The organism is Haloarcula sp. JP-L23 (assembly GCF_011602445.1).
GTDB lineage: Archaea > Halobacteriota > Halobacteria > Halobacteriales > Haloarculaceae > Haloarcula > Haloarcula pellucida.
Genome location: NZ_CP050014.1, coordinates 2,047,072 through 2,071,863, shown reverse-complemented (window position 1 = coordinate 2,071,863; position 24,792 = coordinate 2,047,072). Strand labels below are relative to the sequence as shown.

Here is a 24,792-nt window from a genome sequence, read left to right as displayed (position 1 = left end):
TATGGCGTTCGTACCGCCGACGTGGCGGTCTCGGACACCCGCGGGCGACGTGATTCCGTGAACAGGTAGGACGGGTATAACTTACCCCCCGGGGTCGTCAGTACGAAGCGAGCGATGTTGGCGTCTACCGGTCTCCAGAACGGGGGTTCACGAAGAGGGATGGACGTATGAGCATGGACATAATCACGCTCGCTGCGAGCGACAGCGACGTCTGGAACGACACACTCGAACAGGCGGACGAACGCACGCCGTTTCACCGCTTCGAGGCGCTCGAAGTGTTCGCCGACCACGCCGACGCGGAGTTACACCCCCTGATAGGGTACAAAGGCGAGGAACCCGTCGGTCTATTCCCCCTGTTCACCATCCAGAAGGGCCCGATAACGACGGCGTTCTCGCCACCGCCCGACCTCAAGGTGAGCTACCTCGGCCCGGTCATCCTGACCAGTCCCGCGATGAAGTCCAACACGGTCGAGCGCCGCCGCCGCCGGTTCGTCGAGCGGTGTCTCGACTGGCTATACCGAACACACGCACCGCGATACGTCCACGTCCGGACGTCGATCACGACGCCCGATACGCGACCGTTCGACTGGGAGATGTTCGAGGAGACGCCGCGCTTTACCTACGTGGTCGACCTCGAAACCGGTCCGGAGGCGCTGTTCGACCGATTCAGTCGCGACGCCCGCTCGAACGTCAGGGAGGCCGAAGACGCCTGTTCGGTCTCGGAGTCCGGACAGGCGGCCGCCCGGAGTATCATCGCGCAGGTTCGTAACCGCCACGCGGAGCAGGACCTCCGATTCCCTGTGACCGTCGAACTCGTCGAGGACCTCTACGAGGCGCTTCCGGAGGGCTACCTCCGGCCGTACGTCTGTACCATCGATGGCGTGTTCGTCGGCGGGAGCCTCGTCCTCGACGACGGTCAGCGAGCCTACGGCTGGCAGGGGACCGTCAAGACAGATCTCGAGTACGACGTCAACGATCTGCTGCACTGGTACATCATCCGCGATGCGGCCGAGCGGGACGTCGTGGCGTACGACCTCGTCGGGGCGAACAACCCGCGGCTCTCCCGGTACAAGTCGAAGTTCGCCCCGACGCTGACCCGGTATCACTCCCTGGAGCGGAGTGCCCCCGGGTTCGGGACGGTGGCGCGGCTCTACCGACGGCTCAAGTGAGACAGTCGCTCTAGTCGTCGCGCATGGTCGCTAACCACGTCTCGATACGGTCGCTGCCGTAGAACCGGACGGTGTTTGTCTCTCGATCGTAGTCGAGGACGTCGGTGTCGTCGAGTCTCGGGAGGTGGACGTGGTGGAGTGAGACGCAGATGCGGTGGGTCGCGACGTCTCCGAGGTCCGTCCCCTGCTCCGTCTGTGCGACGGTCGCCGCCAGCGCCTCCAGCGAGTGCTCCCGCTCCTCGGCGTCACAGAGCGCCCGGAGCAGTATCCGCCGTCGGTTCGACGAGAGCAGGTCGATACACTCGGCGTCCGGTAGCAGGCCGGTATCGCTGTCGGCGTCGGCCATGGGGGACGTATCGTCCTCACTCGTCATGGATGCGTGACGGACGCGTGGTCGAGGGCCGCCGCACGCCGCCGCTCATTGCTCGTCGTGGCCGGACCGCAGGGTCCGGTAAGCCAGACCAACCGTGAGGATGACGATGCTGATAACCAGGAACCGTTTCAATGCGAACATCACACCAGTCAACTAGTTGTCACGCAGGTAGTTATGAACTTCCTTCACTGTACCGCTCGGTCGATACACGGGGGAATCCGACGAACGGAACGCCCGGACGCGAACCGTCGAGCGCACTGCCTACCGCCGATAACCACGGAATAACAATACACGGCCACGCCGTCCCGCTTGACGCGGGGAGAGCGAACACCTGCGCGTACTGGCCCACACCGGTCCATCCCTTGCCAACTCACCCACCCCACCCCCACTCAGGCCACACGAGACGGCGGCCGCGTCGTCCCGGCTGCGCTGTCCGCTCTCCCCCAACGCGACCCTTATTCGACGTTATTCCGTGATACAAGCGCTGTAGGGCGGTCTTATGAGTAAAAAACGTCCTGTGTATTTAATACGTCACTCCGGGCATCGCTACGTGATATACATGAGTTCAGGTGAGTCCGCGCTCCCCCTCGAGGAACTACTGCCTTCCAGAGAGGTGACACTGAGCGCCGAAGTGTTCGTCCATTCGCTGGCGCCTGTTGGCAGCAAGCAACAGCAAGACGCGCTCGTCGAGCGGCTCTCGGGACTCGTAGAGGAGGGGACGTTAGAGGAGCTGGATCTACTGGTCTGGGGTGACAGCATCTGTACGGGGAGTTTACTCGCGAGCATCGGCAGCGGGAAACGTATCGTCTCGACTATCGGTGAGTTCTACGCGCTCGCGGCCAAGCGCGGTATCTCCATCTCGCCGTTCTTTCGAATCACCAAAGTCACGTCCAGTTTCGCCGACGAGTCGTTCCGGCGTATCGTGCCGCCGTGTCGGTGCCTGGCGCTCTATGCGGAACGAGAACTCGTCGCCGTCTTCCCGTGTCTGATCGACGGCGTCGCGTACACGCCCGAAGACGCCGTCGCGGCCCTCGAACGGACCCGCGAGTCGTCAGTGTCATCGCGCGCGCTCGCAGACGAGTCGACCTGACTCAGAGACAGGCCGGGCCGTACTGGACGAGCAACAGGCTGTTGTGCCCGACTGCGAACAGTTGTGGGAGCGAGAACGCCGTCAGCGCCGCCCGTCGATAGGCCGGTCGGACCAGTCGGTAGACGACGAACAGAGCCCCGAGCGCGGCGAGTTTCAACCCCAGTAACCCGACGCCGCCCGCTGCGTCCATCGCCGCGCGTGCCACCGGGTTGGCTTCGCTGAAACACATCGATACGCCGACGAGCGTCAGGAGGACGTCGGCCGCGGCGGCGACGACGACCACGCCCCAGAGTAAGTGATCGTAGCTGGGGCCGCTCTCCCCGACGAACGCCACCTCTGCAGTGAAATCGGACGCCACTCGTGAGACCAGCGGTCCACAGACCATGGTAACGAACTGGATAACCGACAGGATGCCGGAGGTAAGGACGGAATTACCGCCAGAAATCCACGCCTATGTCACGAATCGGCGGTACGAGCAGTGCTGACCGGTGCTCGGGCCGCAGCCCCCTCGTACAGAGCGGGTAACTATACCATAGTCTAGTCACCTCTCGCAGTGATGCCCGAACAGACACAGCAGAACACGGTCCGTCGACGGCGGGGTGTCCGTCTGGTCGCCGTAGTGGTGGCCGTCCTCGTCGCCGTCGCCGGTCCGATCGGAGGGGTGGGTGTCATCGCCTCAGCACCGGCGACGGACGACACCCGAGAAATCGCGTACGGCGAGACGGTGTCCGGTGCAGTCGACAGCGTCGACCCGATACGGTCGAACCCCACGGAGAACAGCCACACCGGAGACTTCTACTACGAGCCAGTCTCCTTCGAGGGCGAGGCCGGCGACCTCGTCGACGTACAGGTCTTTGCGCCCACGGACACCGCGCTCGTCCTCGTGGGTCCGGACGGCCAACAACTGGCCCACAACGAGGACGGCGGAGAGGGCAACAACTCACAGATAACGCACCGTCTCCCGTCGGACGGCACCTACACGATACAGGTGACCAGTCACTTCTCCGAGGACCACTTCGAGTACCTCCTCTCGCTGGACCAACTCGAAGAGAGCGAGGACCTAGAGATGACCGTCGGTGACACCGTCGCCGGTACCGTCGACGAGACGAACGACGAGAGCTACCAGTACAACGGCCGGTACGAAACGGTCCAAATCGACGGAACCGTCGGACAGGAAGTCGAATTGTCGCTGTCCTCCTCCGAGGACTCTGCCCTGTATATCATCGCGCCAAACGGGAAGATCGCCGCCGAGGAGGTCGCACCATACTCCGGGCGTGACGCCACCATCCAGTACACGTTCGGTAACGACTTACCGCACACCGTCGTCGTCGCCACCGGCGATTCCAACGACCAGTTCTCGTACGTACTGACCGCCGAAGACGTCACGAACGTCACCGAAAACGAGACCGACACCGAGAGCGAGGAGAACGCCAGCAACAACTCGACGGCGTCGAGCACCGACGACGGGGACGACCAGCACGCCGGGACCAGCCACGGACAGACCGAGCCGGCCGAGTCCACCATCGAAATCCTCGATTCGGGTCTCAACCGAACGTCGGCGACGCTGGGGTCGTCGGTCGAGTACACCGTCTCCGTCGCGAACTACGGCGACAAGACGGGGACCTTCGACCGACCGGTGGTCGTTGACGGACAGACCGTGGCGCGACTCAACGGAACGGTCGAACCCTATCAGATGCGAACGATAACGACCGAGGTGACACTCGACCGAACCGGACAGTTCCAAGTGTCGCTGGACAACGAGTCCGCAGAGACGCTGACGGCCGTTCCGCCGACCGCCCCCGAGGGCAACACCGTCGCCATCAGCAACGACACGCAGGTCGGATTCGAGCCGAACGCGACCACCGGCGAGGCGGTTCAGTTCACCTTCGATACGACGAGCACTGACGCGACGCTCCGGTCGGTCTCAATCGATTCGGCCGGGTCCGGGACGCTGTGGCTCGAAGCCGTTCGGACGCAGAACCTCTCTGCCGGCGGCCCGCCGGCCAACGGCGTGACGGTAGCACATGGCTTCGTCCTCAGTCCCTCGCTCCAGACCGCCGGGAACACCACCCAGTCGCCCGTCCAGAACGGGACCGTGACTCTCGCCGTCGACCGGACCGCCCTCGGTGACACGCCCGAGGCGAGCGTCGTCCTCTACCGATACGACGAGGCGTCGAGTTCCTGGATACCGCTGCACACGACGCGCGTGGCCTCGGCGGCCGATACCGTCACCTACCGCGCCCAGACGACGACGTTCTCGACGATAGCCGTGGGAACGGTCGACCCGGTCAGTACGACTGGGTCCCTCTCGAAGACGGCCATCAGCGCCGACGAGACGGTGACCGTCAGCGCGACGCTACGGAACGACGGCTCTGCCGCGGTCGAACGAACCGTCCCGATAACCGTCGACGGGAACACGGTGACCGAGCGGACGGTTTCGGTGCCGGCAGGTGGTGAACGAACCGTCTCCGCATCGCTGTCCCCGGCGGCCGGGACGCACGACGTCGGCGTGGGCGGCACGTCCGTGGGCACGCTCACGGTCGAGGCCGTGACGACGGAAGCCGAGGTGACGACCAGCGAAGCGGCGACCGAAGCGACGACGACCGGCGGGAGCGGCGCAGGGTTCGGCGTCCTCGCCGCGCTACTGGCCGTGACCATCGCGCTCCTGACGGCCGCCAGACGACGAGCCTAAGCGGGCAGAGCAGGGTCGCCCCCTCTTTTGAGATGTGTTTCGAGCGGTCTTGCGCTCACTCGGGCGGTGTCACTTCGATGCGACCCGTACTGGAGACGAGGACGCCGAACCCGTCCAGCGAGAAGCGGACCTGCACGGACGACTCCGCGGACTCGACGAGCGCGTCGAGCGCGTCGGTGTCCAACGTGTCATAGAGCGGTTCGAGGTCAGCCGTCGAACAGTGCCGGACGTCGGTCAGAGCGTCCACGATCGCGATACTCGTCGACGTCTCCGCTGGCGAAAACGTCGTTCTGTACGAGTCCGTCTTCGGGTCGTACGAAAGGCGCTGCTCGGTCGCGTTCGAGCCGTCGGCTGGCTGGTCGTCTACCTGTGCTTCGGTCGAGTGGGGGCCACCCTGATGAGCCATCTGCTAAGAATGTTAACGAGATAGCAGTATTAAAGTCTTCGTCAGACAACTGTCTAGCAGCAGCGCGAACGGACGCCCTCAGCCGTCTCCGAGGGAGTCACCGGTCAGTGGGTGACGGGCGGAGCAGTTCCAGTCCCGGGAGGCCGTCCGCGTGCCAGAGCAAGAGCGTCGCACCGAGCAGGAACGCTTCGAGAAAGAGGAATCTGAGCCCCGCCTGCGTCGAGACGACGCCGAGGAAGTCGGTGAACAGTTCGCTCACGCGGGCGACGATATTCGTCGGTGGCATCGGGTCGACCGGGACGAGCGGCCAGAGCAGGAACCCGATCCGCAGTTCCTCTCCCAGCACGACCGGGTAAAGCACGTCGCTAGGGATGTGTGCGAGATAGGCGACCGCGAAGGCGGTGCCCGTCGACGACCGGCGGTACCGAGCGACGAGGACGACGAGCGTCGCGATGGGAATCGCGAACAACAACGAGTGTGCGAGCGACGTTCCCGATGGCAACAGCGTCGTTCCCCAGCCGAGTGGCTTATCGACGAGGTCGGGAAACTGAGAGCCGAGGCCGACCGCGAGGACGTCACGCCCCCGTGGCCGCGACCGACCGGTAGCCCGCACTAACAGCGAGTAGAGGAGGTAACCGACGGCGAGATGTTCCCAGGGCCACATCGGGCTAGACACTCCCCACGACGACTGCGCTGGTCTGTCTCACGGCCGTGGCTCGGGCCCTGCTCCGTATTGTTATGCTGTCCGTATCCGTTCGTGGTCGCTCGTCGTCCGGCGGTTCTGATTCGAGGCTCGCGTCGCTATCGACCCCAGCGTTGCCGGTAGTATAAACGTCATTCTCGGAGCTATGGGCTCAATTACTAACCCCGAATAGGGGAAGGTCGTGTATGTGATGTCCCGACATATCACGGACCAGGAGTTGGAACGGATGGTCGAGTTCGCGAACACACCGACGTACCTGCGAAAACCGGAGCAACTGCTCCCCGAAGGGGAAGAGTAGTCGCGGGGGAGGGTCACTCGCTGAACTCCGACGGTGGGGGTCGCTGACGCCATCGGTATACTGCGTGTATCGCAGTCAGTGCGACGAAGGCGCCGACGACGACCACCGCGACTACCCCTTGTCCGATTCCCAAACCGAGCGCGGAGGCGACGATGAGGAGCGTACTCAGTACGGCGAGTCCGAGATAGTACAGATACCACGTCGGTTCCTCGTGGTGGTCGCCGAGGTACGGATCTATCTCGCTCGCCTTGCGAGCTATCGACACGTCGCCGGACTCGTCGTCGTAGTTGACGAGGCCGGCGTCGGCCAGTTTGGGAAGATGCGTCTGGTACAAAGACACGTACACGCGCTTGCGCTGCTGTGTCGAGAGTTCCTCGACCGTCGTGTCGTTCTCCCAGGCGGCGACGTGTTCGGCGAGGTCGGTCAACTGGATCGGATTCGGTTCGGTCCTGAGAAAGTACAGGACGTATCGACGGCGAGGGCTACTGAGGATGTCGAAGACACGGTCGCGTGAGAGTTCGGTATTGTTTTGTTCCATCGCATCCGTCGCCGCGGTTGGTGAGTAGACGGTTCATCTAGCTGCCGTCGAAGACGACACGGCCGTACCGAAAGTCGGATACACATTTGTTACAGCGTCGTTACCCCCGAGACAGGAGAGATTACTGCCTTCGGCGGGGCATTGAACGATAGTTCATCGCTTTGGAGCTAGCCGTCACAGATCGGTGCGATTTCAGCGACTGAAACGGTAAGCAAACGGGAAAGAACTATATACGTCGGCTGTCAGGTTACGAATGCGACAGCATCTATACCGACCACCTCGACCACTCCCCCGGTACTGAGAGAACTCGTGAGAAACCAGCAAAACGGCCGCCGAGACGATGACACGGACGAGCCACGGACAGACGACAGTGGGTTTCTCCGAACGTTCTGTAACGGCGACAGAACAGCTACAGACCCGCAGTCCTCGTTGGGAGACGGGGTGATATTCGACGTCCTCCGTAACGACCGGCGCCGCGCAGCGCTGCGAGTTCTCCAGCCTGACACGGAGGTGACCGTTAGTTTACTAGCCGAACAGGTCGCTGCCTGGGAGAACGACACGACGCCAGATGCGCTCAGAGAGCGACAGCGCAAGCGGGTGTACGTCTCACTGCATCAGAGTCACCTCCCGAAGATGGACGACCTCGGTATCGTCGAGTTCGACCGCGAGGCGGCGACTGTCTCGCTGGGCTCGGCCGGCGACGACGTCCTCCGATACGTGGACGGTGAAGCGGACGGGACGAGAGCGTGGTATCGGTACTACGCTGCTATCGCACTCACGGGGGCTGCCCTGCTCGCCGCACAGGTGACGCTCCTACCGTCGGCGTCGTCGGCACCGATTACCGTGGCCGTGCTCATCGCCGTCGGTGCCTGTACGGCCCTCTACTGGGCCTGTGACAGCAGCTAGAAAAGGCGATGGGATACTCAGACCGACTGGAGCGCCGTCTCTTCGGGTTCGGCGAACAAGTCGCCGACGGCATCGGTCATCGCGTCGCGTTCGCGCGCGTTCTCTAGGAGTACGGTCTCGCTGGGGAACAACCGCTCACCCAGTTCGAGGTCGTGGTCTCGCGCCGTCGACCCCGTGACGGTCAGGTAGACACCGATGCCGGTGGCCGCGATGTCGGCTTCCTCCTCGTTGCCGTTTTCGGGGTACGTGAACGTGATGCCGTCTAACGCCGCCGTCCCGAGGACGGCCTCGACGAGTCGCTCGTACCGGGGCGAGATACAGAACTCGCCGTCGTAGTTGCGGACGAACTCCCGTCCGAGCGGGCGGTCCTGTGCGTCGACGACGTCCGGCGTCGCGAGCAGGGTGTGGTACACCGTGTCTCCGAGGCCCGTGACCACGCGAACGTCGGTGTCCAGCGGATCGATACGGTCGTTGATCTCCTCGATACTCGTCAGCGCGTCGCCACGGAGTTGCACGACCTCCTCTAGGACGAGGTCTGCGCTGTCGAACCCGAGGGCGAACTCGTGGGTACGGAGCGCGCGGAACGGCTCTTCCCGCCCTATCAACTGGACGTCGCCGTGGTCGGTCGGCACGGTGACGCTGTCGAAGACGACGCGACGGGGCATTCCATCCCTGTCGTCGCGAAGGAGGGTGTACTCCGGCCGGTGTGGGTCGTCGAGACTGGAGTACTCGGCGAGACGATGGTAGACGTCGGCATCGGCGGTCTGATTGCCTTTGGTAATCGCTTTCTCGTAGCGTAGGGTCGAGATGATGTCGTCCGCCAGTTCGGTCGTCCCGGTTCGGGCGGCGAGGCGTTCCAACACCGCCTCGAGGGGCCGCCCCTTCCGGGGAACGGCCACTCTGGTCGTCGTCATTAGGGATGTCCACTGGCGGGACGGATAAAACCAGTTCGATTAGTTGCCGCCGCCGATGACCGACGAAAGCTGTTCGCGCCACTCCTTGAGGTCCTCGATTTCGCCCTCCAGATCGGAGAGGCGCTCGTCGATTTCGCCGTCGCCGAGTTCCTCGCGAACGTCGTCGATTTCGGCTTCGAGGTCGCCGAGGTGAGACTCCATCTCGTCTAGCTCTTCGTCCATCGAGTCGACGGTCTCTTCGACCACCTGCACCTCCTCCGTTGCCGTCTCCGCCGCGGACTTCGCGCTCCGGATGTCGTCCTCGAAGGTCGCCAGTTCGGTCTCGAAGGCGTCCAGACGCTCGCTGAAGTCCTCGATCATCTCGTCGCCGGTGCCGTTTTCTTCGAGGAACTCCTCCAGCGCGTCGGTGTAGGCTCGCAGGTCGGAGATGTCGGACTGGATGCGCTTGATACGGGCCTCGTTGACCCCACCGGCAGCGTCGTCGTCATCGTCCTCGGAGACGGCGTCGAGCGCTCGCTTCAACAGTTTCACGTCCTCGGCCGAGACGTTGTTCTGGCGAATCTCGTTTGCCATCGCCGCGATGACGTTGCCGGTCTCTACGTCGACGTCCACCTGTTCGACGCCGTCCGTGTCCCTGCCCTCGCCGCCGGGGCCGTTGGGGTCTTTGAGGTCTAGCGTCTCGATGTCGTCGTCGGCGTCGTCCTCCAGACCCGGCACGCTGTCGCTGTCGCCGGCGATGACGTCCTTTACGGCGTCGTCACCGCTGCCGACGATGTCAGCGTCGTCGTCGAGGGGTGGGTCGACCGTCTCGATTTCCGGTTCCGTGAGGAACTTCTCGACGTCTTCGGTCCCGGTGGCTCGGATGCCGTAGACTGTCGTGTAGTCGGCGTCGGGTTCTATCTCCTTCTCGAACGCGATGCGGTCGTCGTTGATGTCCCAGTATTCGGACCCGTACTCGGGGTGGAACCCGAGATCTTCGACGGCGACGTCCTCCGGGACGGCGTCGACCAGACGGAGCGTGACTGGCTCCGAGCGCTGTGACCGGACGTTGAACGCTATCGCGGGTACCGGGAACTCGTCAGCCTCGAACCGTTTGGTAACGGTCACTCCATCCGAGGCGACGGTAACCTCTTTGTAAGCTTGCGAATCGCTCATGTATGTCACTCCATACCCCGCCAGTATTAAAGGTACTTCGTCTGTCCTACTTGACTGAAACGTAACACTACTGCGGTTCTGCTCAGAGGTCCACGCGGTCGCCGATTTCGACGATCTCCAGCGAACGCGGGTACTCGAAGCTGGCGGCGTGGTTGTGGAGGACGGTCGGTTCGGTCGTCATCCCTTTCCACATGTCCCAGTGACTCGGCAGTAGTGTGTCTAACTGGAGTTCGTTGGCGGCCTCGATTATCATGTTCTCGTCGTTGTACCACTTGGTTCGCTTTGGCTCGCCGGTGTCGCTGTCGGGAATCATCCCGACGGTTCCGAACGCGAGGACGCCGAGGTCGATGTCGTAGGCCTCACCGACCGCCTCGAAGTCGCCGGGTCGCGCGTCGCCACCGTGGAAGAACGTTCCCGACTCGTGCTCGAAGACGTACGAGACGGGGTGCTCGGCGTCGGGGTCGTTGGCCGGTTCGACGTGGATCGTGAGGTCGCCTATCTCGACAGTGTCGCCCTCCGTGACCTCGTTGAGTTGGTCGTCGGTGACCGACCAGTTCTCCAGCCACGCCTCGTCGCTGACGACGTCGTGGCCGCTGTCTGTAGTGTAGTAGTCCGCGCCGGTGCTGGCGAGGATAGGGGCCTGTGACGGCCCGTGGACGTGGTCGGTGTGTTCGTGCGTGCCGAGGACGGCGTCGGCTTCCTGCACTTCGCTCGGTTCGAACGGGACCGGCACCATCCGCACGGTCCGCGGCGGGTCGCCGATACCGAGGTACGGGTCGATGAACACCGTCGTGTCGCCGCTCGTCTTGAGAACGAAACCGTTACAGCCCAGATACCAGATAGCCAGTCCGTCCGGGTCGGCGTCTTCGACAGCGCGCAAGAGCCAATCGTCCCAGTCTGAATCGACCGTCATAGTTCGGACTGTGAGTGGACGTGGCTAAGTCGTTACGGACCGTCGCGGAACCGCTCGATACGGTCGTCACAGACGGTGGTGACGAGACGCGCGACGAGCGTCGCGGCGGAACGGCCGATTGGAGCGCAGTTCACACACAGACCGACTCGACCAGTCGGGTAGAGCTGTGTTAGGTGCGACAGACGTCCGCGTGTGCGCTTCCGACGGAGAGACGATAGTCGATAGCGAGTCGGCCACTGTCGATACGCCTGATTCGAAAGTAAAACGGGGATTCGAAGACCGAATCGGCGTCGATACGTCAGTCTTCGCAGCAACCGCCGGCCTTCTGGCCGAAGTCGACGGCGAGCTCCTCGGAGACGATCTCGTTGAGCTCCTGCAGACGGAGTTCGAGTTCGTTCTGGACCGCCAGATAGTCGCTCATGACTGGAATCTCGTGAAGCTCCTCCTGTGCGTTCTGGAGTTGGCGCAGGTCCTCTTGACTCGCGCGACCGGTCTGACGGGCGAGCTGGAACTCCTCGCGAATCTGTTCGAACTCCTGGATGGCCTCCTGTGCCTCGTCGTCGTTCTCGACGGCCTCCTTTGCCTCGACGAAACGCTTGTAGACCGGGAGTTCGGCGATGGCCTCGCCGAACGCCGTCGCGAGTTCGTCGACTCGGTCGCCGGTCGGGTCGGCGGCGGTGTCGCTGTCGATGCTCATCGCCGTTCGGTTAGGACTCGCGCGGTATAGGCTTGCCGAAACCCCGGGTCGAAGCGCGGAGGTTTTACCCCGCGAGCAAGTACGCAGGTCCAATGAGCCAAGAGCGTACCGAGGGTGACCTCCGAAACACGGGCCTCTCGCTGAAACACGACCGCGAGTGGGATTACGAACTCGACCGCATCGTCGACGCCGTCGACGAACGGGACGCAGAGACGGTCGGACTACAGTTCCCCGAGGGGCTGAAACGACGCGGCCCCGCCGTCGCCGACGACCTGCGCGAGGAACTCCCCGACGACGTCTCCGTGATGATCTCCGGGCAGCCGTGTTACGGTGCCTGCGACCTCGACACCTATCTGATGCGCCGCACCGACGTGTTCGTCCACTTCGGCCACTCCCCGATGAAGGAATCGGACAAGATCATCTACGTCCCCCTCTTCTCTAACGTCGACGTCTTCCCGATGATGGAACAGGCCGCCGAGGAGGAACTGGCAGACCCCGACGAGGACCCCGACGTCGGCCTCGTGACGACGGCCCAGCACATGAACAAGTTCGACGAGATGCGCTCGTGGCTGGAACAGCGGGGCTACGAGGTGCACGTCCGGAAGGGCGACGACCGACTGACACACGAGGGGCAGGTCCTCGGGTGTAACTACGCATCTGCGGACGTCGACGCCGACACGATTCTCTACGTCGGCGGCGGCAAGTTCCACCCGCTCGGACTGGCGATGGAACACCCGGACAAGAAGGTCATCATCGCCGACCCGGTCAACAACGCACTGACCGTTGCGGATACGGAACAGTTCATGAAACAGCGCTACGCCTCGGTCCACAAGGCGATGGACGCCGAGACGTGGGGCGTCATCTTCTGTACCAAAATCGGACAGGGCCGCTGGGACCAGGCCCAGGAGATCGTCGAGAACAACGACGACGCCTATCTCATCACGATGGACGAGGTGACACCGGACCGCCTGACGAACTTCGGGATGGACGCCTACGTCAACACCGGGTGTCCGCGTATCACCACCGACGACGGCCCGCAGTTCAAGAAGCCGATGCTCACCCCCGGCGAGTACGAGATCGCTATCGGCGAGGAACCGCTGGAGTCGCTGGAGTTCGATACTTTCCACGGCACCTGGTGACCAGCCGACCCGGTCCGTGTCCGACGGCGACAGATTACCGCCAGACATGTGCAAACCTTTTTGCATGATTCTGGCGTATTGCCACTGATGCCGACAAAGAGTGCGCTCGCCCAGCAACTCGGTGTCGTGGCGGGGTTCGACAACCCACTGGCCAGTCTCGAACAGTACCGGACACCGCCAGACCTGGCGGCCCATCTCGTCCACACGGCCGACCTGCAAGGTGACATCCAAGACCGGACCGTGGTGGACCTCGGGTGTGGGACCGGGATGCTCGCACTGGGCGCGGCACTCAGGGGTCCGGACACCGTCGTCGGTCTCGACATCGACCCCGCACCGCTGTCGACGGCACGGGACAACGAGCGGAAAGTCGGGTCGACGACGTCCGTCTCGTGGGTGCGCGCGGACGCGACGCAGGTACCCCTCTGCCCACCCGAGGACACCACTGTCGTGATGAACCCGCCGTTCGGGGCGCAGTCGGGCAACGAACACGCCGACCGGGAGTTCCTCGCGACCGCCGCCGAGGTCGCCGCCGTCTCTTACTCCGTCCACAACGAGGGGAGTCAGGCGTTCGTCGAGTCCTTCGCCGCCGACAACGGCGGCGAGGTGACCCACGCCTTCGAGACGGCGTTCGACCTCCCCAAGCAGTTTGACTTCCACGACGAGGACTCCCGAACCATCACGGCGGAAGTGTACCGTATCCGCTGGGACTGAGCCCACAGCGCCGACTCACTTCGGTGGCTGTCGCTGCTCTGCGATTTTCACGCGGGTGTCGTTGACACCGGCGTACAGTCGCGTCCTGTTTCTCTCGAACCGCAGTCCGCCGATGGTCCGTGCGGTCGCGTTCGGCGGCATCCGGTCGACGTCTACCGTCGCGTTGCCGCGACGAACCGCGATCATGAACCCATCGTCGTCGGGCCTGAAGGTGACGTTCCGCCCGCCGATGGTGGTGTCGGCCGTCGACGGCGGCGAGGTGAAGACGGTCCGGCGCTCACCGCCCTCGCGACGGAGTTGGACGCGATAGATGGTCTTGTTGCCGAGGACGTTCCACCCCGTTCGGTTGGCGTACACCGTCTCGCGCCACCCGGGGCCGCCGACGACGACCGAGGCACGCTGGTTCAGCGCGAGTTGGCCCTTCTGGACCTGTACAATCCATATCTCCCGGTCGTCGCTGGCGACGATGACGCCGCTCTCGGTGACGTTCGTCCGGTCGCCCGCGAGGTCAAACGGCAGCGAGATGCCGGCGACGTACTCGTTGCGGACGTTCTCGTCGTAGGTGACGACGTAGTCGCGGACTTCGACGCCGTCCGCGGGCACGTCGTCCGGGCCGATGGCCGCGGTGTTCGCGGGGACGGAGGCGAGACAGAGGGCCCCGAAGGCGACGACGAGGGCGAGGCCCGCGATAGACTGCCAGTCGCGTTCGAACGTCGGAAGGAGTCCCCGGTCCATCCGCGCGGTGGCGGCCGCCACGAGGAGGGCGAGGACGAACACCAGCGCCGTCCCGAGCCATCGGAACAGCGTGAACCGACCGCCACCGACCGGGACGTAAACCGCCCACAAGCCGTTCGAGACCCCGAAGACCAGCGTCGCGAAGAACACCCGCGTCGTCGCGGGGCGTTCGCGCCGTGCCCACAGGAAGACGGCACCGGAGACGACGCCCGCGAGGAGGCCGACCGCGTGGCCCTGAATCGCGATGTTCGCCCACCACGGCGTGACGAATCGGGCGCTTCCGCCGACGGTCGGTTGGGGGAACAGCAGCGCCCTGTACACCTGTTCGACGACGCGACTCCCCAGCAATGCGCCGAGAAACAGGAACGGGCGGGTGACCAGCGCGAACCCCGCCAGTGCGAACACGACGCCGGAGAACCCGACGACGGGGCCGACAGCGAACAGGCCGGAGAACACGCCGACGACGGTCATCGCCGCTGGGACGGCGAGGATACGAGCGAACGGGTTCGTCGACGGGGACGAGAACGTCTGGGAACCACGGCTCCGGGGATAGTGGCCCCAGGCGTATTCGACCACGGTACCGTACGCGACGGTGCCGAGGAGGTTCCCGGTGATGTGTGCGTCGCCGCCGTGGGTGAACGCCCCGGTCAGCATCCCGAGGGGATAAAAGTACGACCACGTCCGGAACGGCGTGACGAGGGGGCGTGAATGCCACCACGCCCCCTGTACGAACAGATAGATAGCGAGGACGCCGACCGTCGTCAGGAGCGTCCCCCACGGCACACCGAGGAGGAGTCGACGGCGGAGGGCGGTCGTGAGTCGCTCGCCGGCGAGGCGGCGCACGCCGACGAGTACCACGGCGACTGTGACGACGACGGTGAGCGACCGGACCGGCACCGCGTCCAACACGCCCGGCAACGACGACTGCATCATGCACTCCTACCTCTGGACGGTGGCGGCTTATGAGTGGCGCCGAAACGTGTGCTTCTGCCGACATCGCCGCGTCTGGAGGCGGTGGCACTGCTCGCCAGTACGGTTCGGAAAAACGGGCTTCGAACGACCGAGGGAAAGAACGGTCCGTCTTCAGACGAGACCGATGCCGACGCTGTAGGGCCACGTGGTACCTGCGACGGTCAGCAGAGTGAACGCGCCGCCGGCCAGCGCGACGTTCTTCAGGAACTGCGTCAGCTCGTCCTGTCGCTGGTCCGCCGGGACGGCCCAGAAGTCGTGCATGATGACGGCCGACGCCAGCAGGAACGTGGCGAGTGCGCCCGCCGCGACGACGGGGTACGCGCCGACGACGAGCAAGAGGCCGCTGAACACGAGGAGGCCACCACTGGCGTAGACGGACGCCGCTGGGGCCGGCAGCCCCTTCATTTCGGCGTAGGGGACCATCTGGTCGGCGTTCGTGAAGTGATTCAGGCCCGTGAAAGCGAGGACCCCACCGAAGAGAATCCGCCCGAGCAGGAACAGTTCGGCCGCACCGGCAGTGTCGAACACCATCAGGCGACCACCTCCGTCACGACGGCGGTCGTCTTGCGGGCGGGCCGGACAGCGAGTAGTAGTTTCATTACGTTACTTGGTTCGAATGCGAACCTATATATCGCTTCCCGGACATAGGAGATACCAGATATCACCGATGTCATCAGAAGTCTTCTCAGAGGCAGGCGAAACCGAGGACGAGGGCCCCTGTGCGGTCATCGAGTCGCTCGAACAGATCGGATCGAAGTGGCGACTGGTCGTCCTCCACGAACTGCAGAACGGCGAGCGCCGATTCAACGAACTCAAGCGGGCCACTGACGCCAGTTCTCGGACGCTCTCGCGCGTCCTCGATGACCTACAGGAGATGGACTTCGTCGAGCGGCGACTGGAGGAAGACGCACCCGTCGCCACGTACTATCGCCTCACCGACAAGGGTGAATCGCTCTGTCCGGTGTTCGACGAGATAGCGTGCTGGGCCGAGGAGTGGCTCGCTTCCTGCAACGACTGAGCCGAGCAGAACACAGGATTTTCCATCCCCTAGGCCGTGACACCAACCAATGGGAGTACGGCCACCAGCCGACGACAGCGACGAGCCGGACGTCATCGAGTTCGGCATCGCGGCACTCGACGCCAGACTGAGCGAGATAGCCATCGAGTACCCCGCGGACGCTCGTACGGTCCGTGAGCGCGCCGGCCACGTCGAGGTGCCGTACGACGTAACGGGACATAGCGTGACGGTCGCCGACGCGCTCGAAGAGGCGGACGTCCGCGAGTTCGAGAACGAACAGGAACTGCTCAACGCGCTCCACCCCGTGTTCGAGCGCAAGCGGGAGGCGACGGGTACGAGCCTCCTCTCACAACTCCGCTCGCTGGTCCCCTTCTAGCCCTGCCGGTCCCGAGCCGAGACGGCCGTCTCGGCGTCGTCCTCCGCAGACGCGTTTTCGACGCTGTCGTCAGTCTCGACGCCCGCCGACGGCGGTTGCTGGCCGCCGAGTCGGTGGGCGATGTCCTCCAGCCGTCGCGTCTGCTCCCGGTTGACGGTCACTATCATGTCCGAGAGGACGCCGAACATCAGCAACTGGATACCCAGTATGATGGCGACGCCGCCGACCATCGCGATGACTTCGTGTGAGATGCTGTTGACGACCCAGTCGTAGACGACGAAGGCGCCGAGCGCGACGCCGACGCCGATGGTGCCGAACCCGACGCTCCCGAAGTAAAACAGCGGGTTGTTGGTCTTCGCCATTCGGTAGAGCGTGACGATGATCGTCCCGCCGTCCCGGAACGGCCGGAGGTTCGTCTCCGACTCGTCGGGCCGTGGCTCGTAGGTGATGGGGACGACTTCCGTCCGGACGCCGTGTTTGACGCATTCGACGGCCATCTCCGTTTCGATGCCGAACCCTTCCGAGGAGAGCGCGAGGCGCTCGAAGGACTCGCGGGTGAACGCCCGGTAGCCCGAGAGGATGTCGGTGAGATAGTGGCCGTGGATGACCGAGAACGACCAGTTGATTATCTTGTTCCCGACCTGATTCAGCCGAGTCATTGCGCCGGGTTGCATGTCGGCAAAGCGGTTGCCGATGACGTGTTCGGCCCGGCCCTCGAACAGCGGTTCGAGCATCCGGTCGGCCTCGTCAGGGCGATACGTCTCGTCGGCGTCGGCCATCAGCACGAACTCGGCGTCGACGTGGCGGGAGACGGCCTCGCGGACGGCCTGTCCCTTGCCGCTGCCTCGCTGTTTGGCGATGCGAGCGCCGGCCTCGGCGGCGAGGTCCCGAGTCCCGTCGGTCGACCCGCCGTCTATCACGAGTACGTTGTCGAACCCTTGGTCGCGAAACCCCCTGACGACGCTCTCGATAGTCTCGGCCTCGTTGTAAGCGGGAAGCAACACGCAGACGTCGTCGCGGTCGGCCATTACCCGAAGTCTACCCCGCTCGCCCAAATAAATACGGGTCCGCGGTCGGCGGAGAGAGCACAGCGGTCTCCGACCGGAAGGACGAACGGAGACGAGTGCAGTCGGGCCGTCGCAAGCGAGGCGGTTACTCGTCTCGCTGCTCGCTCACGTGTTCCCACACCTCGACACAGCCACACCCGTCCGCTACGTCCGCCAGATGCGCGTCGTCACGGTCGACCGCTGTTGTCTCTTGGTTACTCACGTTACGAGTAACTATGTGGCACATTCGGTAAATACTTTCCGGCGCTGCTCCCGCGTGTTTTAGGTGCCCGGAAGCGAACGAGGGCCTATGACCGATGCGTCCGACGTGTTCGAAAGCGTTGGGCTGACCGAGTACGAGACGACGGCCCTTGAGGAGTTGCTGTCGCTCGGCCGGACCACGGCCCCGAACCTCGCCGAAGCGACCGGCATCCCGAAGGCACGCATCTACGGCGTCCTCGATGCCCTCGCCGACCGCGGGTTCATCAAAGTGATTCCCGGCCGGCCGAAAGAGTACCAGCCGAAAGCGCCCGAGGAGATTCTGGACCGAACGGTCGAGAACCGCCGGCAGGAGTTCGAGGGCTTTGCCAGCGACATCGAGGCCCACCGCGACGCGTTCCTCGCGGAGTATCGACCTCGATACGAGCGTGCGAGCGAGGACATCTCGCCGACGGCCGAACTGTTCTACGTGGTCGACGTGGGCGCGCCGAGCGAACGCGAGACGCGTCGCCTCTACGACGACGCCGCGGAGACGCTCCGGGTCATCACCAACAGTTTCGCGTACCTCGACAGCGTCGAGCGAGCGCTCGAAGACGCCGTCGACAGGGGTATCGACGTCGCCGTCCTCTTTCTCCATCCCGAGATGTTGCCGGCCGAGAAGGCCGCGGTGCAGGCGGACGTGGTGGAGCGCCTCGCCGCGGAGTATCCCTCTGTCGGCGTCCGGTTCAGCACGGAGAAACTGCCGTGGCGCGGCACGCTGGTCGACCCGAGCATGGACTACGAGGGCGGCGAGGCCATCCTCCTCGTCGAGGAACCCGACGTGCCCGACCACATGCGACAGGCGGCGCTCACCGAGAACGGGTCGTTCGTCGCCGGCATGAAGCGGTACTTCGATCTGGTGTGGGAGTACGAGAGCGTCGCCGACCCTCAGCGGTAGCCCAGTTCCTCTAACCGCTGTTCGACGGACTCCTTCTCGACGTCGGTCACGTCCGTATCCGGTTCCTCCGGGACGATACGTCGACGCGACCCGTTGGTCGACTCGTACCACGGGACCTCGACCAGTTGGTCGACGTAGAGACCGACGTGATGGCCGTAGTCTCTCACGGGGACCGGAGCAGTGCGGTCGCCGAGCAATTCGCCGTGGTCTGCGGTGACGACCGTCTTCCCGTCGAGTTCCGAGAGGAGGCGCTCGACTTCCGGGAGGACCCACTCGAGGTTCTCGACGTAGGCCTGTCGGAGCGTCTCGTCGTCGATGTCGAGGTCCCCCCGCTGGATACGCTCGAAGAGGGCGTCCGATTGGTCTTCGTAGGAGGGGAAGTGCTCGTCGGCGGTCGGTCCCTTGAACGGGTGGTGTGGCGGGATGTAGTGGACAGCGAGGCGCTTGTTCGGATACTCTTCGGCGGCGTCGAGAGCTTTCTCGGTCAGCACCTCGGGTCGCGGTCGGGGCATACAGCGCCGCGTGGACCTCGGCGTCTATCTCGTCTTCGAGTTCGAAGTACCACGTGTTCGCCGTGGCGTACACCACGTCGTGGCGCTGTGTACCGGTGAAGTTCCCTCTGACGAACTCGGGGGTCGCCCCGCCACGGGAGGTGCGCGTCTCGACGCCCTCGAAGTCGGTGTGTTCACAGAAGACGTCGTAGCGACACGCGTCGAGGATAACGAGGTTGTCCCAGTCGGCCTCGAAGACGTCGATACCGGCGGTGTTGTACGGTCTGGTGTAGAGCCGTCGGTGGTAGGCCCGGTTCAGTTCTCGCAGTACCAGATGGGGGTTAGAGAGCGCCTCACGGAGTTCTTCGAGGCCGTACATTCGACGTGGTGTGGTCCTCGGCAAACCGTGTTAAGTCCGTCGAACCCCGCCAGCGGTGCCGCGCGGCGATTCGACCGGCGGCATTGGCGTGTATACCAACGCTTTATTACCGCGGTGGGGAAGGGACACCCAATGTGTGGAATCGGCGGGAAGGTGTCGTTCGGCGACCGACCGTCGGCGGACCTCGGCGACCGGATGGCCGAGCAGATGACCCACCGCGGTCCGGACGCCGACGGCGTGTACGCGAACGGCCCCGCGATGCTGGCACACCGGCGACTCTCGATTCTCGATCTCTCGGCGGCCGGCAGGCAACCGATGGCCAACGCCGACGGGACGGTCCACATCGTCTTCAACGGTGAGATATACAACTACCGCGAACTCCGTGACGGCCTCGGCGACTACTCGTTCCGGTCGGAGACGGACACGGAAGTTCTGCTCCACCTCTACGAGGAACACGGCCTCGACTGCCTCTCGATGCTCCGCGGGATGTTCGCGTTCGGCATCTGGGACGAACGCGAAGAGCGCCTCGTCCTCGCACGCGACAGACTCGGACAGAAGCCCCTGTTCTATCACGACGGCGACGACGGCTTCACGTTCTCCTCGACCATCTCGGCGCTGCTTGCCGACGACGACGTCCCCCGCCGACCCGACCTGCCTGCCATCCGGGCGTACCTCACCTACCAGTACGTCCCCAGTCCGGCGACCGGGTTCGACGAGATTCGGCAACTCGAACCGGGCGAGTACGCCGTCGTCGACGACGACGGGATGCGGATAGACACCTACTGGTCGCTGTCCTACCGCGACCAGTTCACCGCCGGACCGGGCGAACTGGCCGACAAACTCCGGAAGAAACTGACGGAGGCGACGCGCCTGCGAATGCGAAGCGACGTGCCACTCGGCGTGTTCCTCTCCGGCGGCGTCGACTCGACAATCGTCACCGGCCTGATGGACGAGGTGGCCGAGACGGACATCGAGACGTACTCTATCGGGTTCGGCGAGTACGACGAACTCGACTACGCACGTGCGGTGGCCCGAGAGTACGACACCGACCACACGGAGTACACAGTCACGCCGGACGCGATGGCGGTGCTACCGGAACTTGTCCGCCAGTACGAGATGCCCTTCGGCGACCCGTCCGCGATTCCGACCTACTACGTCTCGCAGGTGGCGAGCGACGACATCACCGTCGCCGTCACCGGCGACGCGGGCGACGAGAACTTCGCCGGCTACGACCGCTACACGTACGACTGGCTGACCCAGCGTGCGGGGGCCGTGCCGGAACCGGTCCGCGAGGCCGGCCGAACCGTCCTCGACGCCGTCCCCCACGAGAGCGCGGACCGCGCTATCGGGTTGCTCACGAACGCCGACGGCGACGCAGTCGAGCGATACGCACCATACATCTGTCACATGCAGGGCGAGGACGCCGACGAGGTGTGGACCGGTCCCGAACCGGCCGACGAACTGGCGGCGCTCCGGCGGGCCTACGAGAACGCCGACGGGCCGACCCACCTGGACAGGATTCTCCACACGGACGTACAGACGTACCTCCCCGACGACCTGTTGGTGAAAGCCGACCGGGCGAGCATGGCCCACTCGCTGGAACTTCGCTCGCCGTTTCTGGACCACGAACTCGTCGAGTTCGCCGCGCGGATTCCGGCGAAGTACAAGTGGCGGCGGGGCGAGAAGAAGTGGCTCCTCAAGCGGGCCTTCGAGGACTACATCCCCGAGGCCGTACAGGGGCGGAGCAAGCAGGGCTTTGCGGTGCCCGTCAACGCGTGGTTCCGCGGGGCGTTGCGGGAGTACGCCCGCGAGAAGTTCGACGCCCTCGGGTCGCGGGACCCGTTCGACCGGCGGGGACTCGACGCGAAGTTGGACAGACACACGCGCGGCGAGGCAGATCTGGGCTACCACATCTGGGACCTCGTCCTGCTGGAACAGTGGTACGAGACCTTTATCGACCGATGAACGTCGCACTACTCGTCAAGGAGTTCCCGCCGAACGTCGTCGGCGGCACGGAGACACAGACGATGCGGATGGCCGACGCTCTGCAATCGCGGGGCCACGAGGTGACCGTCTACACGAAAGACTACGGCGAGGAGACGCCGACCGACGACCACCCGTACGACGTGGTTCGAGTCCCGAACGTCCGGTCGTCGCCGTTCGTCAGCACCCTCACGTTCGTCCTCGGCGCGACGCTGTTGCTCCTGCGGGACGCAAAGCAGTACGACGTCCTCCAGTGTATGATGGTGTACCCCAACGGCTTCGTCGGCTACCTCGTCTCCAGACTGCGCGGCCTGCCCTACTTCGCGTGGATTCGCGGCGGCGACTACTACTTCATGAAGGACACGCCCGGGAAACGGTGGAGCATCGACGCCGTCCTCCGCGATACGACGGTCCTCGTACAGGGTTCGGACATCGCCGCCGACGTCGAGTCGGAGTTCGACCCGACCGACGTTCGGGTCCTCGGCAACGGCGTCGAACTGCCAGTGGCGCGAGCGGACGGCGACGACGTGGTGTTCGTCGCCCGCCTCGAACGCTGGAAGGGACTCGACGTCCTGCTCGAAGCACTCGCTGGCACTGACTACTCGCTGACCGTCGTCGGCGACGGGCCGGAACGCGAGGCACTGGGGGCACAGGCCGACTCGCTGGGCGTCGACGCCGAGTTCGTCGGCCTCGTCGACCCCGAAGCGGTCGTCGAGTACCTCGTCGACGGACGGGTGTTCGTCCAGCCGTCCCGCGAGGGCGAGGGGCTTCCGAACACCGTCCTAGAAGCGATGGCGGTGGGCCTGCCGCCAGTCGTCACCGACTCGGGTGGCCTGCCCGACCTCGTCACCGACGGTGAGACTGGCTACGTCGTCCCGATGGACGACCCAGCGGCGCTTCGTGACCGCATCGAGACGCTGTTCGCCGAGGACGACACCCGCGACAGACTCGGTGAGAACGCCAGAACGTACGTCGAGGAGCACCATAGCTGGGACGCCATCGTCGACTCGCTGGAGACGGTGTACGACGACGTCCGCGCCGGAGGTGCCCGCTGATGTGTGGCATCGCCGGGGTCTACGGGTGGGTCGACGAGAACCGCTTAGACGAGATGCTCGCCTGCATCCGCCACCGGGGCCCGGACGAGGGTGGCCGGCACGTAGACGAGCGCGCGGGCGTGATGCTCGGAATGCGCCGACTCTCAATCGTGGACCTCGCAGGCGGCAGTCAGCCGATCTACAACGAGGACGACACCGTCGCCGTCGTCTTCAACGGCGAGATATACAACCGCGACTCGCTGCGGGCGGAACTGGAGTCGTCGGGCCATACGTTCACCACCGACAGCGACACCGAGGTACTGGTCCACGGGTGGGAGGAGTGGGGCCAGTCCCTCCCCGAACGCCTCAACGGCATGTTCGCCTTCGCCGTCTACGACGAGGCCGACGAGTCGGTGTTCCTCGCACGCGACCGCGTGGGAATCAAACCCCTGTACGTCGCCACCGTCGACGACGGCCTCGCCTTCGCCAGCGAACTCCGGCAGTTGCTCCGTGCCGGAGTCAGTCGGGACGTGGACCCGCGGGCGGTCCACAACTTCTTCTCTGTCCGGTACACGCCGGGGTCCGAGACGCTGCTCTCGGCCGTCGAGAAGGTCGAACCCGGTACCTCGCTGCTCGTCACCGACGACGGGGTAGAGCGTCGTCGGTACTGGGAACTCTCGCCGTCGCCGGTGACGGGGACCCGAGACGCTATCGCCGACCGTATCCGCGATTTGCTCGATACGTCCGTCCAGCGACGTCTGATGGCCGACGTGCCGGTCGGCGCGTTCCTCTCCGGTGGGCTGGACTCCTCGGCCATCGTCGGCCTCGCCAACGAACACTACGACGGCGACTTGCAGACGTTCTCCGTGGGGTTCCAGCAGGCCGAGGCCGACGAGAGCGAGGAGGCCCGCTTCGTCGCCGACCACTTCGGTACGGACCACCACGAACTGACCGTCGACATCGACGACATGGACGTGTTCTCGGATCTCGTCGCCCACTACGGCGAACCGCTGGCAGACGCCGCGGCCCTGCCGACGATGCTCGTCTCGGCGTACGCCGCCGACGAGGTCAAGTGCGTCCTCACCGGCGAGGGTGCCGACGAACTGTTCGCAGGCTACCACCGACACCGACTCCTCCCGAAACACCGGCAGTACGCGCGCTATCTCCCTCGGTTCGCGTTCGACGCCGCCGACGCCGTGAGCGAGTACACCGGCCCGCTCCGCCGGCCGGTCCGCTACGCCGCGAGTCTGGAGAGCGACCGCCGGGCCATCCTCGAATCGGCCCGGCGGTACGACGACGAACGCCCCGAGACCTACCTCGAAACCGATCACGACACCGAGTCGAGCGGTCTGACCGAGAAAGTCGAGACGGCGACGGCGCGGGCGAACGACGACACGCTCCAGCGACTGACGGCCTACGACATCAGCTACTGGCTCCCCGACGACCTGCTGTACAAGGTCGACCGGGCGAGCATGGCCGCGTCGCTGGAGGCGCGGGTCCCGTTTTTGGACCACGAACTCGTCGAGTACGCCTACAACGTCCCCAGCGACTACAAACTGGCCGGCTACAAGCGCGCGCTCACCGACGCCGTCGACGACGTGGTCCCGGCACGTATCTTAGAGCGGGACAAACACGGCTTCAACGTCCCCGTCAGCGAGTGGTTCCGCCGGGACCACGACGCCATCGCGGGATGGTTGACCGAAGCGTACGTCGGTGCGACCCCGTACCTCGACACCGACGCCGTCTTCGCCCTCCGACGGGCCCACCGCCGCGGGAACGCCGACCACGGGATGACTCTCTGGAAGGTGCTGACCTACGTCGCGTGGTACGACGAGTTCGTCCGAGCGGATTGAACGGCAAGTGTTTAACTGTCCGGTAGTGAACGGTACGCTGATTGG

Annotated in this window: 25 protein-coding genes; 12 read left to right on the top strand and 13 right to left on the bottom strand. The window is 64.7% G+C overall.

All coding sequences use genetic code 11. From position 1 onward, the window contains the following. Positions 1-167: 167 nt before the first annotated feature. Positions 168-1,169: a GNAT family N-acetyltransferase gene (locus G9465_RS10675; RefSeq protein WP_166969775.1), complete on the top strand. Its 1,002-nt coding sequence runs from the start codon at positions 168-170 to the stop codon at positions 1,167-1,169. A gap of 10 nt (positions 1,170-1,179) precedes the next feature. Here the strand turns inward: G9465_RS10675 and G9465_RS10670 are convergent, their stop codons facing one another. Beyond that, the gene (locus tag G9465_RS10670) at positions 1,180-1,542 is read right to left on the bottom strand and encodes a hypothetical protein (protein WP_166969773.1); all 363 of its coding nucleotides are present in this window, start codon (positions 1,540-1,542) and stop codon (positions 1,180-1,182) included. Positions 1,543-2,101: 559 nt separating this feature from the next. Between G9465_RS10670 and G9465_RS10665 the strand changes: the two genes are divergently transcribed. Beyond that, entirely contained in the window at positions 2,102-2,632 is a 531-nt protein-coding gene (locus G9465_RS10665) for an HTH domain-containing protein (protein WP_166969771.1), read from the top strand. Between the two features lies 1 nt (position 2,633). On the opposite strand, the gene G9465_RS10660 is transcribed toward G9465_RS10665, so the two are convergent. Beyond that, on the bottom strand, positions 2,634-3,017 hold the full coding sequence (locus G9465_RS10660; protein WP_166969769.1) for a DUF5658 family protein: 384 nt from the start codon (positions 3,015-3,017) through the stop codon (positions 2,634-2,636). A 171-nt stretch (positions 3,018-3,188) separates the two neighbouring features. On the opposite strand from G9465_RS10660, the gene G9465_RS10655 reads away from it, so the two are divergent. Beyond that, positions 3,189-5,324: a pre-peptidase C-terminal domain-containing protein gene (locus G9465_RS10655; protein ID WP_166969767.1), complete on the top strand. Its 2,136-nt coding sequence runs from the start codon at positions 3,189-3,191 to the stop codon at positions 5,322-5,324. A 55-nt stretch (positions 5,325-5,379) separates the two neighbouring features. Here the strand turns inward: G9465_RS10655 and G9465_RS10650 are convergent, their stop codons facing one another. The 3 genes from G9465_RS10650 to G9465_RS10640 all read right to left on the bottom strand — a co-directional run bounded on the left by G9465_RS10650 (position 5,380) and on the right by G9465_RS10640 (position 7,269). Beyond that, positions 5,380-5,730 (bottom strand): HalOD1 output domain-containing protein, encoded by a 351-nt coding sequence (locus tag G9465_RS10650; protein WP_166969765.1) that lies wholly within the window; start codon positions 5,728-5,730, stop codon positions 5,380-5,382. A gap of 97 nt (positions 5,731-5,827) precedes the next feature. Further along, positions 5,828-6,394: a metal-dependent hydrolase gene (locus G9465_RS10645; protein ID WP_166969763.1), complete on the bottom strand. Its 567-nt coding sequence runs from the start codon at positions 6,392-6,394 to the stop codon at positions 5,828-5,830. A 350-nt stretch (positions 6,395-6,744) separates the two neighbouring features. Then, complete coding sequence (locus G9465_RS10640; protein ID WP_166969761.1) at positions 6,745-7,269, bottom strand: hypothetical protein; 525 nt, start codon at positions 7,267-7,269, stop codon at positions 6,745-6,747. Between the two features lie 309 nt (positions 7,270-7,578). On the opposite strand from G9465_RS10640, the gene G9465_RS10635 reads away from it, so the two are divergent. Continuing rightward, positions 7,579-8,175, top strand: coding sequence for an ArsR family transcriptional regulator (locus G9465_RS10635; protein ID WP_166969759.1), 597 nt, complete (start codon positions 7,579-7,581; stop codon positions 8,173-8,175). 17 nt (positions 8,176-8,192) lie between these two features. Here the strand turns inward: G9465_RS10635 and G9465_RS10630 are convergent, their stop codons facing one another. The 4 genes from G9465_RS10630 to G9465_RS10615 all read right to left on the bottom strand — a co-directional run bounded on the left by G9465_RS10630 (position 8,193) and on the right by G9465_RS10615 (position 11,854). Then, positions 8,193-9,089: a hypothetical protein gene (locus tag G9465_RS10630; RefSeq protein ID WP_166969757.1), complete on the bottom strand. Its 897-nt coding sequence runs from the start codon at positions 9,087-9,089 to the stop codon at positions 8,193-8,195. 39 nt (positions 9,090-9,128) lie between these two features. Further along, positions 9,129-10,244: a hypothetical protein gene (locus G9465_RS10625; RefSeq protein WP_166969755.1), complete on the bottom strand. Its 1,116-nt coding sequence runs from the start codon at positions 10,242-10,244 to the stop codon at positions 9,129-9,131. An 82-nt stretch (positions 10,245-10,326) separates the two neighbouring features. Continuing rightward, positions 10,327-11,157 carry an MBL fold metallo-hydrolase gene (locus tag G9465_RS10620; RefSeq protein WP_166969753.1) on the bottom strand — a complete coding sequence of 277 codons (831 nt, stop codon included), beginning with the start codon at positions 11,155-11,157 and terminating at the stop codon, positions 10,327-10,329. 298 nt (positions 11,158-11,455) lie between these two features. Beyond that, positions 11,456-11,854, bottom strand: a complete 399-nt coding sequence (locus tag G9465_RS10615; RefSeq protein ID WP_166969751.1) for a YlbF family regulator — start codon at positions 11,852-11,854, stop codon at positions 11,456-11,458. 92 nt (positions 11,855-11,946) lie between these two features. Between G9465_RS10615 and dph2 the strand changes: the two genes are divergently transcribed. Continuing rightward, complete coding sequence (gene dph2 / locus G9465_RS10610; protein ID WP_166969749.1) at positions 11,947-12,993, top strand: diphthamide biosynthesis enzyme Dph2; 1,047 nt, start codon at positions 11,947-11,949, stop codon at positions 12,991-12,993. Positions 12,994-13,080: 87 nt separating this feature from the next. Beyond that, complete coding sequence (locus G9465_RS10605; RefSeq protein ID WP_166969747.1) at positions 13,081-13,704, top strand: METTL5 family protein; 624 nt, start codon at positions 13,081-13,083, stop codon at positions 13,702-13,704. A 15-nt stretch (positions 13,705-13,719) separates the two neighbouring features. Here G9465_RS10605 and G9465_RS10600 read toward each other — a convergent pair whose 3' ends face one another. After that, positions 13,720-15,372: a rhomboid family intramembrane serine protease gene (locus G9465_RS10600; RefSeq protein ID WP_166969745.1), complete on the bottom strand. Its 1,653-nt coding sequence runs from the start codon at positions 15,370-15,372 to the stop codon at positions 13,720-13,722. A gap of 150 nt (positions 15,373-15,522) precedes the next feature. Continuing rightward, the gene (locus G9465_RS10595; protein WP_166969743.1) at positions 15,523-15,942 is read right to left on the bottom strand and encodes a DoxX family protein; all 420 of its coding nucleotides are present in this window, start codon (positions 15,940-15,942) and stop codon (positions 15,523-15,525) included. Positions 15,943-16,078: 136 nt separating this feature from the next. Here G9465_RS10595 and G9465_RS10590 point away from each other — a divergent pair, with 136 nt between their 5' ends. Both G9465_RS10590 and G9465_RS10585 read left to right on the top strand, forming a co-directional pair. Continuing rightward, positions 16,079-16,429 carry a helix-turn-helix domain-containing protein gene (locus G9465_RS10590; RefSeq protein WP_166969741.1) on the top strand — a complete coding sequence of 117 codons (351 nt, stop codon included), beginning with the start codon at positions 16,079-16,081 and terminating at the stop codon, positions 16,427-16,429. 49 nt (positions 16,430-16,478) lie between these two features. Continuing rightward, positions 16,479-16,805 carry a hypothetical protein gene (locus tag G9465_RS10585; protein ID WP_166969739.1) on the top strand — a complete coding sequence of 109 codons (327 nt, stop codon included), beginning with the start codon at positions 16,479-16,481 and terminating at the stop codon, positions 16,803-16,805. Here G9465_RS10585 and aglJ read toward each other — a convergent pair. Further along, the gene (gene aglJ, locus G9465_RS10580; protein WP_166969737.1) at positions 16,802-17,833 is read right to left on the bottom strand and encodes an S-layer glycoprotein N-glycosyltransferase AglJ; all 1,032 of its coding nucleotides are present in this window, start codon (positions 17,831-17,833) and stop codon (positions 16,802-16,804) included. The genes G9465_RS10585 and aglJ overlap by 4 nt on opposite strands. A 328-nt stretch (positions 17,834-18,161) precedes the next feature. Between aglJ and G9465_RS10575 the strand changes: the two genes are divergently transcribed. Beyond that, entirely contained in the window at positions 18,162-19,007 is an 846-nt protein-coding gene (locus G9465_RS10575) for a TrmB family transcriptional regulator (RefSeq protein WP_166969735.1), read from the top strand. Here the strand turns inward: G9465_RS10575 and G9465_RS25600 are convergent. Further along, positions 18,998-19,519 carry a hypothetical protein gene (locus G9465_RS25600; RefSeq protein ID WP_227015524.1) on the bottom strand — a complete coding sequence of 174 codons (522 nt, stop codon included), beginning with the start codon at positions 19,517-19,519 and terminating at the stop codon, positions 18,998-19,000. The genes G9465_RS10575 and G9465_RS25600 overlap by 10 nt on opposite strands. Positions 19,520-20,009: 490 nt before the next feature. Here G9465_RS25600 and asnB (G9465_RS10565) point away from each other — a divergent pair, with 490 nt between their 5' ends. Genes asnB (G9465_RS10565) through asnB (G9465_RS10555) form a run of 3 tightly spaced genes read left to right on the top strand, consistent with a single transcriptional unit; the run spans position 20,010 to position 24,747 of the window. Further along, entirely contained in the window at positions 20,010-21,842 is a 1,833-nt protein-coding gene (gene asnB / locus G9465_RS10565) for an asparagine synthase (glutamine-hydrolyzing) (RefSeq protein WP_166969733.1), read from the top strand. Then, positions 21,839-22,915: a glycosyltransferase family 4 protein gene (locus G9465_RS10560; RefSeq protein WP_166969731.1), complete on the top strand. Its 1,077-nt coding sequence runs from the start codon at positions 21,839-21,841 to the stop codon at positions 22,913-22,915. Before asnB (G9465_RS10565) ends, G9465_RS10560 begins: the two co-directional genes overlap by 4 nt. Then, the gene (gene asnB / locus G9465_RS10555) at positions 22,915-24,747 is read left to right on the top strand and encodes an asparagine synthase (glutamine-hydrolyzing) (protein ID WP_166969729.1); all 1,833 of its coding nucleotides are present in this window, start codon (positions 22,915-22,917) and stop codon (positions 24,745-24,747) included. The genes G9465_RS10560 and asnB (G9465_RS10555) overlap by 1 nt, the downstream gene beginning before the upstream one ends. Positions 24,748-24,792: the final 45 nt, after the last annotated feature.

What these genes read in the sequence shown, in the direction of transcription:
- G9465_RS10675 (WP_166969775.1), top strand. Translation starts at nt 168, where the DNA reads ATGAGCATGGACATAATCACGCTCGCTGCGAGCGACAGCGACGTCTGG.
- G9465_RS10670 (WP_166969773.1), bottom strand. Translation starts at nt 1,542, where the DNA reads ATGACGAGTGAGGACGATACGTCCCCCATGGCCGACGCCGACAGCGAT.
- G9465_RS10665 (WP_166969771.1), top strand. Translation starts at nt 2,102, where the DNA reads ATGAGTTCAGGTGAGTCCGCGCTCCCCCTCGAGGAACTACTGCCTTCC.
- G9465_RS10660 (WP_166969769.1), bottom strand. Translation starts at nt 3,017, where the DNA reads ATGGTCTGTGGACCGCTGGTCTCACGAGTGGCGTCCGATTTCACTGCA.
- G9465_RS10655 (WP_166969767.1), top strand. Translation starts at nt 3,189, where the DNA reads ATGCCCGAACAGACACAGCAGAACACGGTCCGTCGACGGCGGGGTGTC.
- G9465_RS10650 (WP_166969765.1), bottom strand. Translation starts at nt 5,730, where the DNA reads ATGGCTCATCAGGGTGGCCCCCACTCGACCGAAGCACAGGTAGACGAC.
- G9465_RS10645 (WP_166969763.1), bottom strand. Translation starts at nt 6,394, where the DNA reads ATGTGGCCCTGGGAACATCTCGCCGTCGGTTACCTCCTCTACTCGCTG.
- G9465_RS10640 (WP_166969761.1), bottom strand. Translation starts at nt 7,269, where the DNA reads ATGGAACAAAACAATACCGAACTCTCACGCGACCGTGTCTTCGACATC.
- G9465_RS10630 (WP_166969757.1), bottom strand. Translation starts at nt 9,089, where the DNA reads ATGACGACGACCAGAGTGGCCGTTCCCCGGAAGGGGCGGCCCCTCGAG.
- G9465_RS10625 (WP_166969755.1), bottom strand. Translation starts at nt 10,244, where the DNA reads ATGAGCGATTCGCAAGCTTACAAAGAGGTTACCGTCGCCTCGGATGGA.
- G9465_RS10620 (WP_166969753.1), bottom strand. Translation starts at nt 11,157, where the DNA reads ATGACGGTCGATTCAGACTGGGACGATTGGCTCTTGCGCGCTGTCGAA.
- G9465_RS10615 (WP_166969751.1), bottom strand. Translation starts at nt 11,854, where the DNA reads ATGAGCATCGACAGCGACACCGCCGCCGACCCGACCGGCGACCGAGTC.
- dph2 (WP_166969749.1), top strand. Translation starts at nt 11,947, where the DNA reads ATGAGCCAAGAGCGTACCGAGGGTGACCTCCGAAACACGGGCCTCTCG.
- G9465_RS10605 (WP_166969747.1), top strand. Translation starts at nt 13,081, where the DNA reads ATGCCGACAAAGAGTGCGCTCGCCCAGCAACTCGGTGTCGTGGCGGGG.
- G9465_RS10600 (WP_166969745.1), bottom strand. Translation starts at nt 15,372, where the DNA reads ATGATGCAGTCGTCGTTGCCGGGCGTGTTGGACGCGGTGCCGGTCCGG.
- G9465_RS10595 (WP_166969743.1), bottom strand. Translation starts at nt 15,942, where the DNA reads ATGGTGTTCGACACTGCCGGTGCGGCCGAACTGTTCCTGCTCGGGCGG.
- G9465_RS10590 (WP_166969741.1), top strand. Translation starts at nt 16,079, where the DNA reads ATGTCATCAGAAGTCTTCTCAGAGGCAGGCGAAACCGAGGACGAGGGC.
- G9465_RS10585 (WP_166969739.1), top strand. Translation starts at nt 16,479, where the DNA reads ATGGGAGTACGGCCACCAGCCGACGACAGCGACGAGCCGGACGTCATC.
- aglJ (WP_166969737.1), bottom strand. Translation starts at nt 17,833, where the DNA reads ATGGCCGACCGCGACGACGTCTGCGTGTTGCTTCCCGCTTACAACGAG.
- G9465_RS10575 (WP_166969735.1), top strand. Translation starts at nt 18,162, where the DNA reads ATGACCGATGCGTCCGACGTGTTCGAAAGCGTTGGGCTGACCGAGTAC.
- G9465_RS25600 (WP_227015524.1), bottom strand. Translation starts at nt 19,519, where the DNA reads ATGCCCCGACCGCGACCCGAGGTGCTGACCGAGAAAGCTCTCGACGCC.
- asnB (WP_166969733.1), top strand. Translation starts at nt 20,010, where the DNA reads ATGTGTGGAATCGGCGGGAAGGTGTCGTTCGGCGACCGACCGTCGGCG.
- G9465_RS10560 (WP_166969731.1), top strand. Translation starts at nt 21,839, where the DNA reads ATGAACGTCGCACTACTCGTCAAGGAGTTCCCGCCGAACGTCGTCGGC.
- asnB (WP_166969729.1), top strand. Translation starts at nt 22,915, where the DNA reads ATGTGTGGCATCGCCGGGGTCTACGGGTGGGTCGACGAGAACCGCTTA.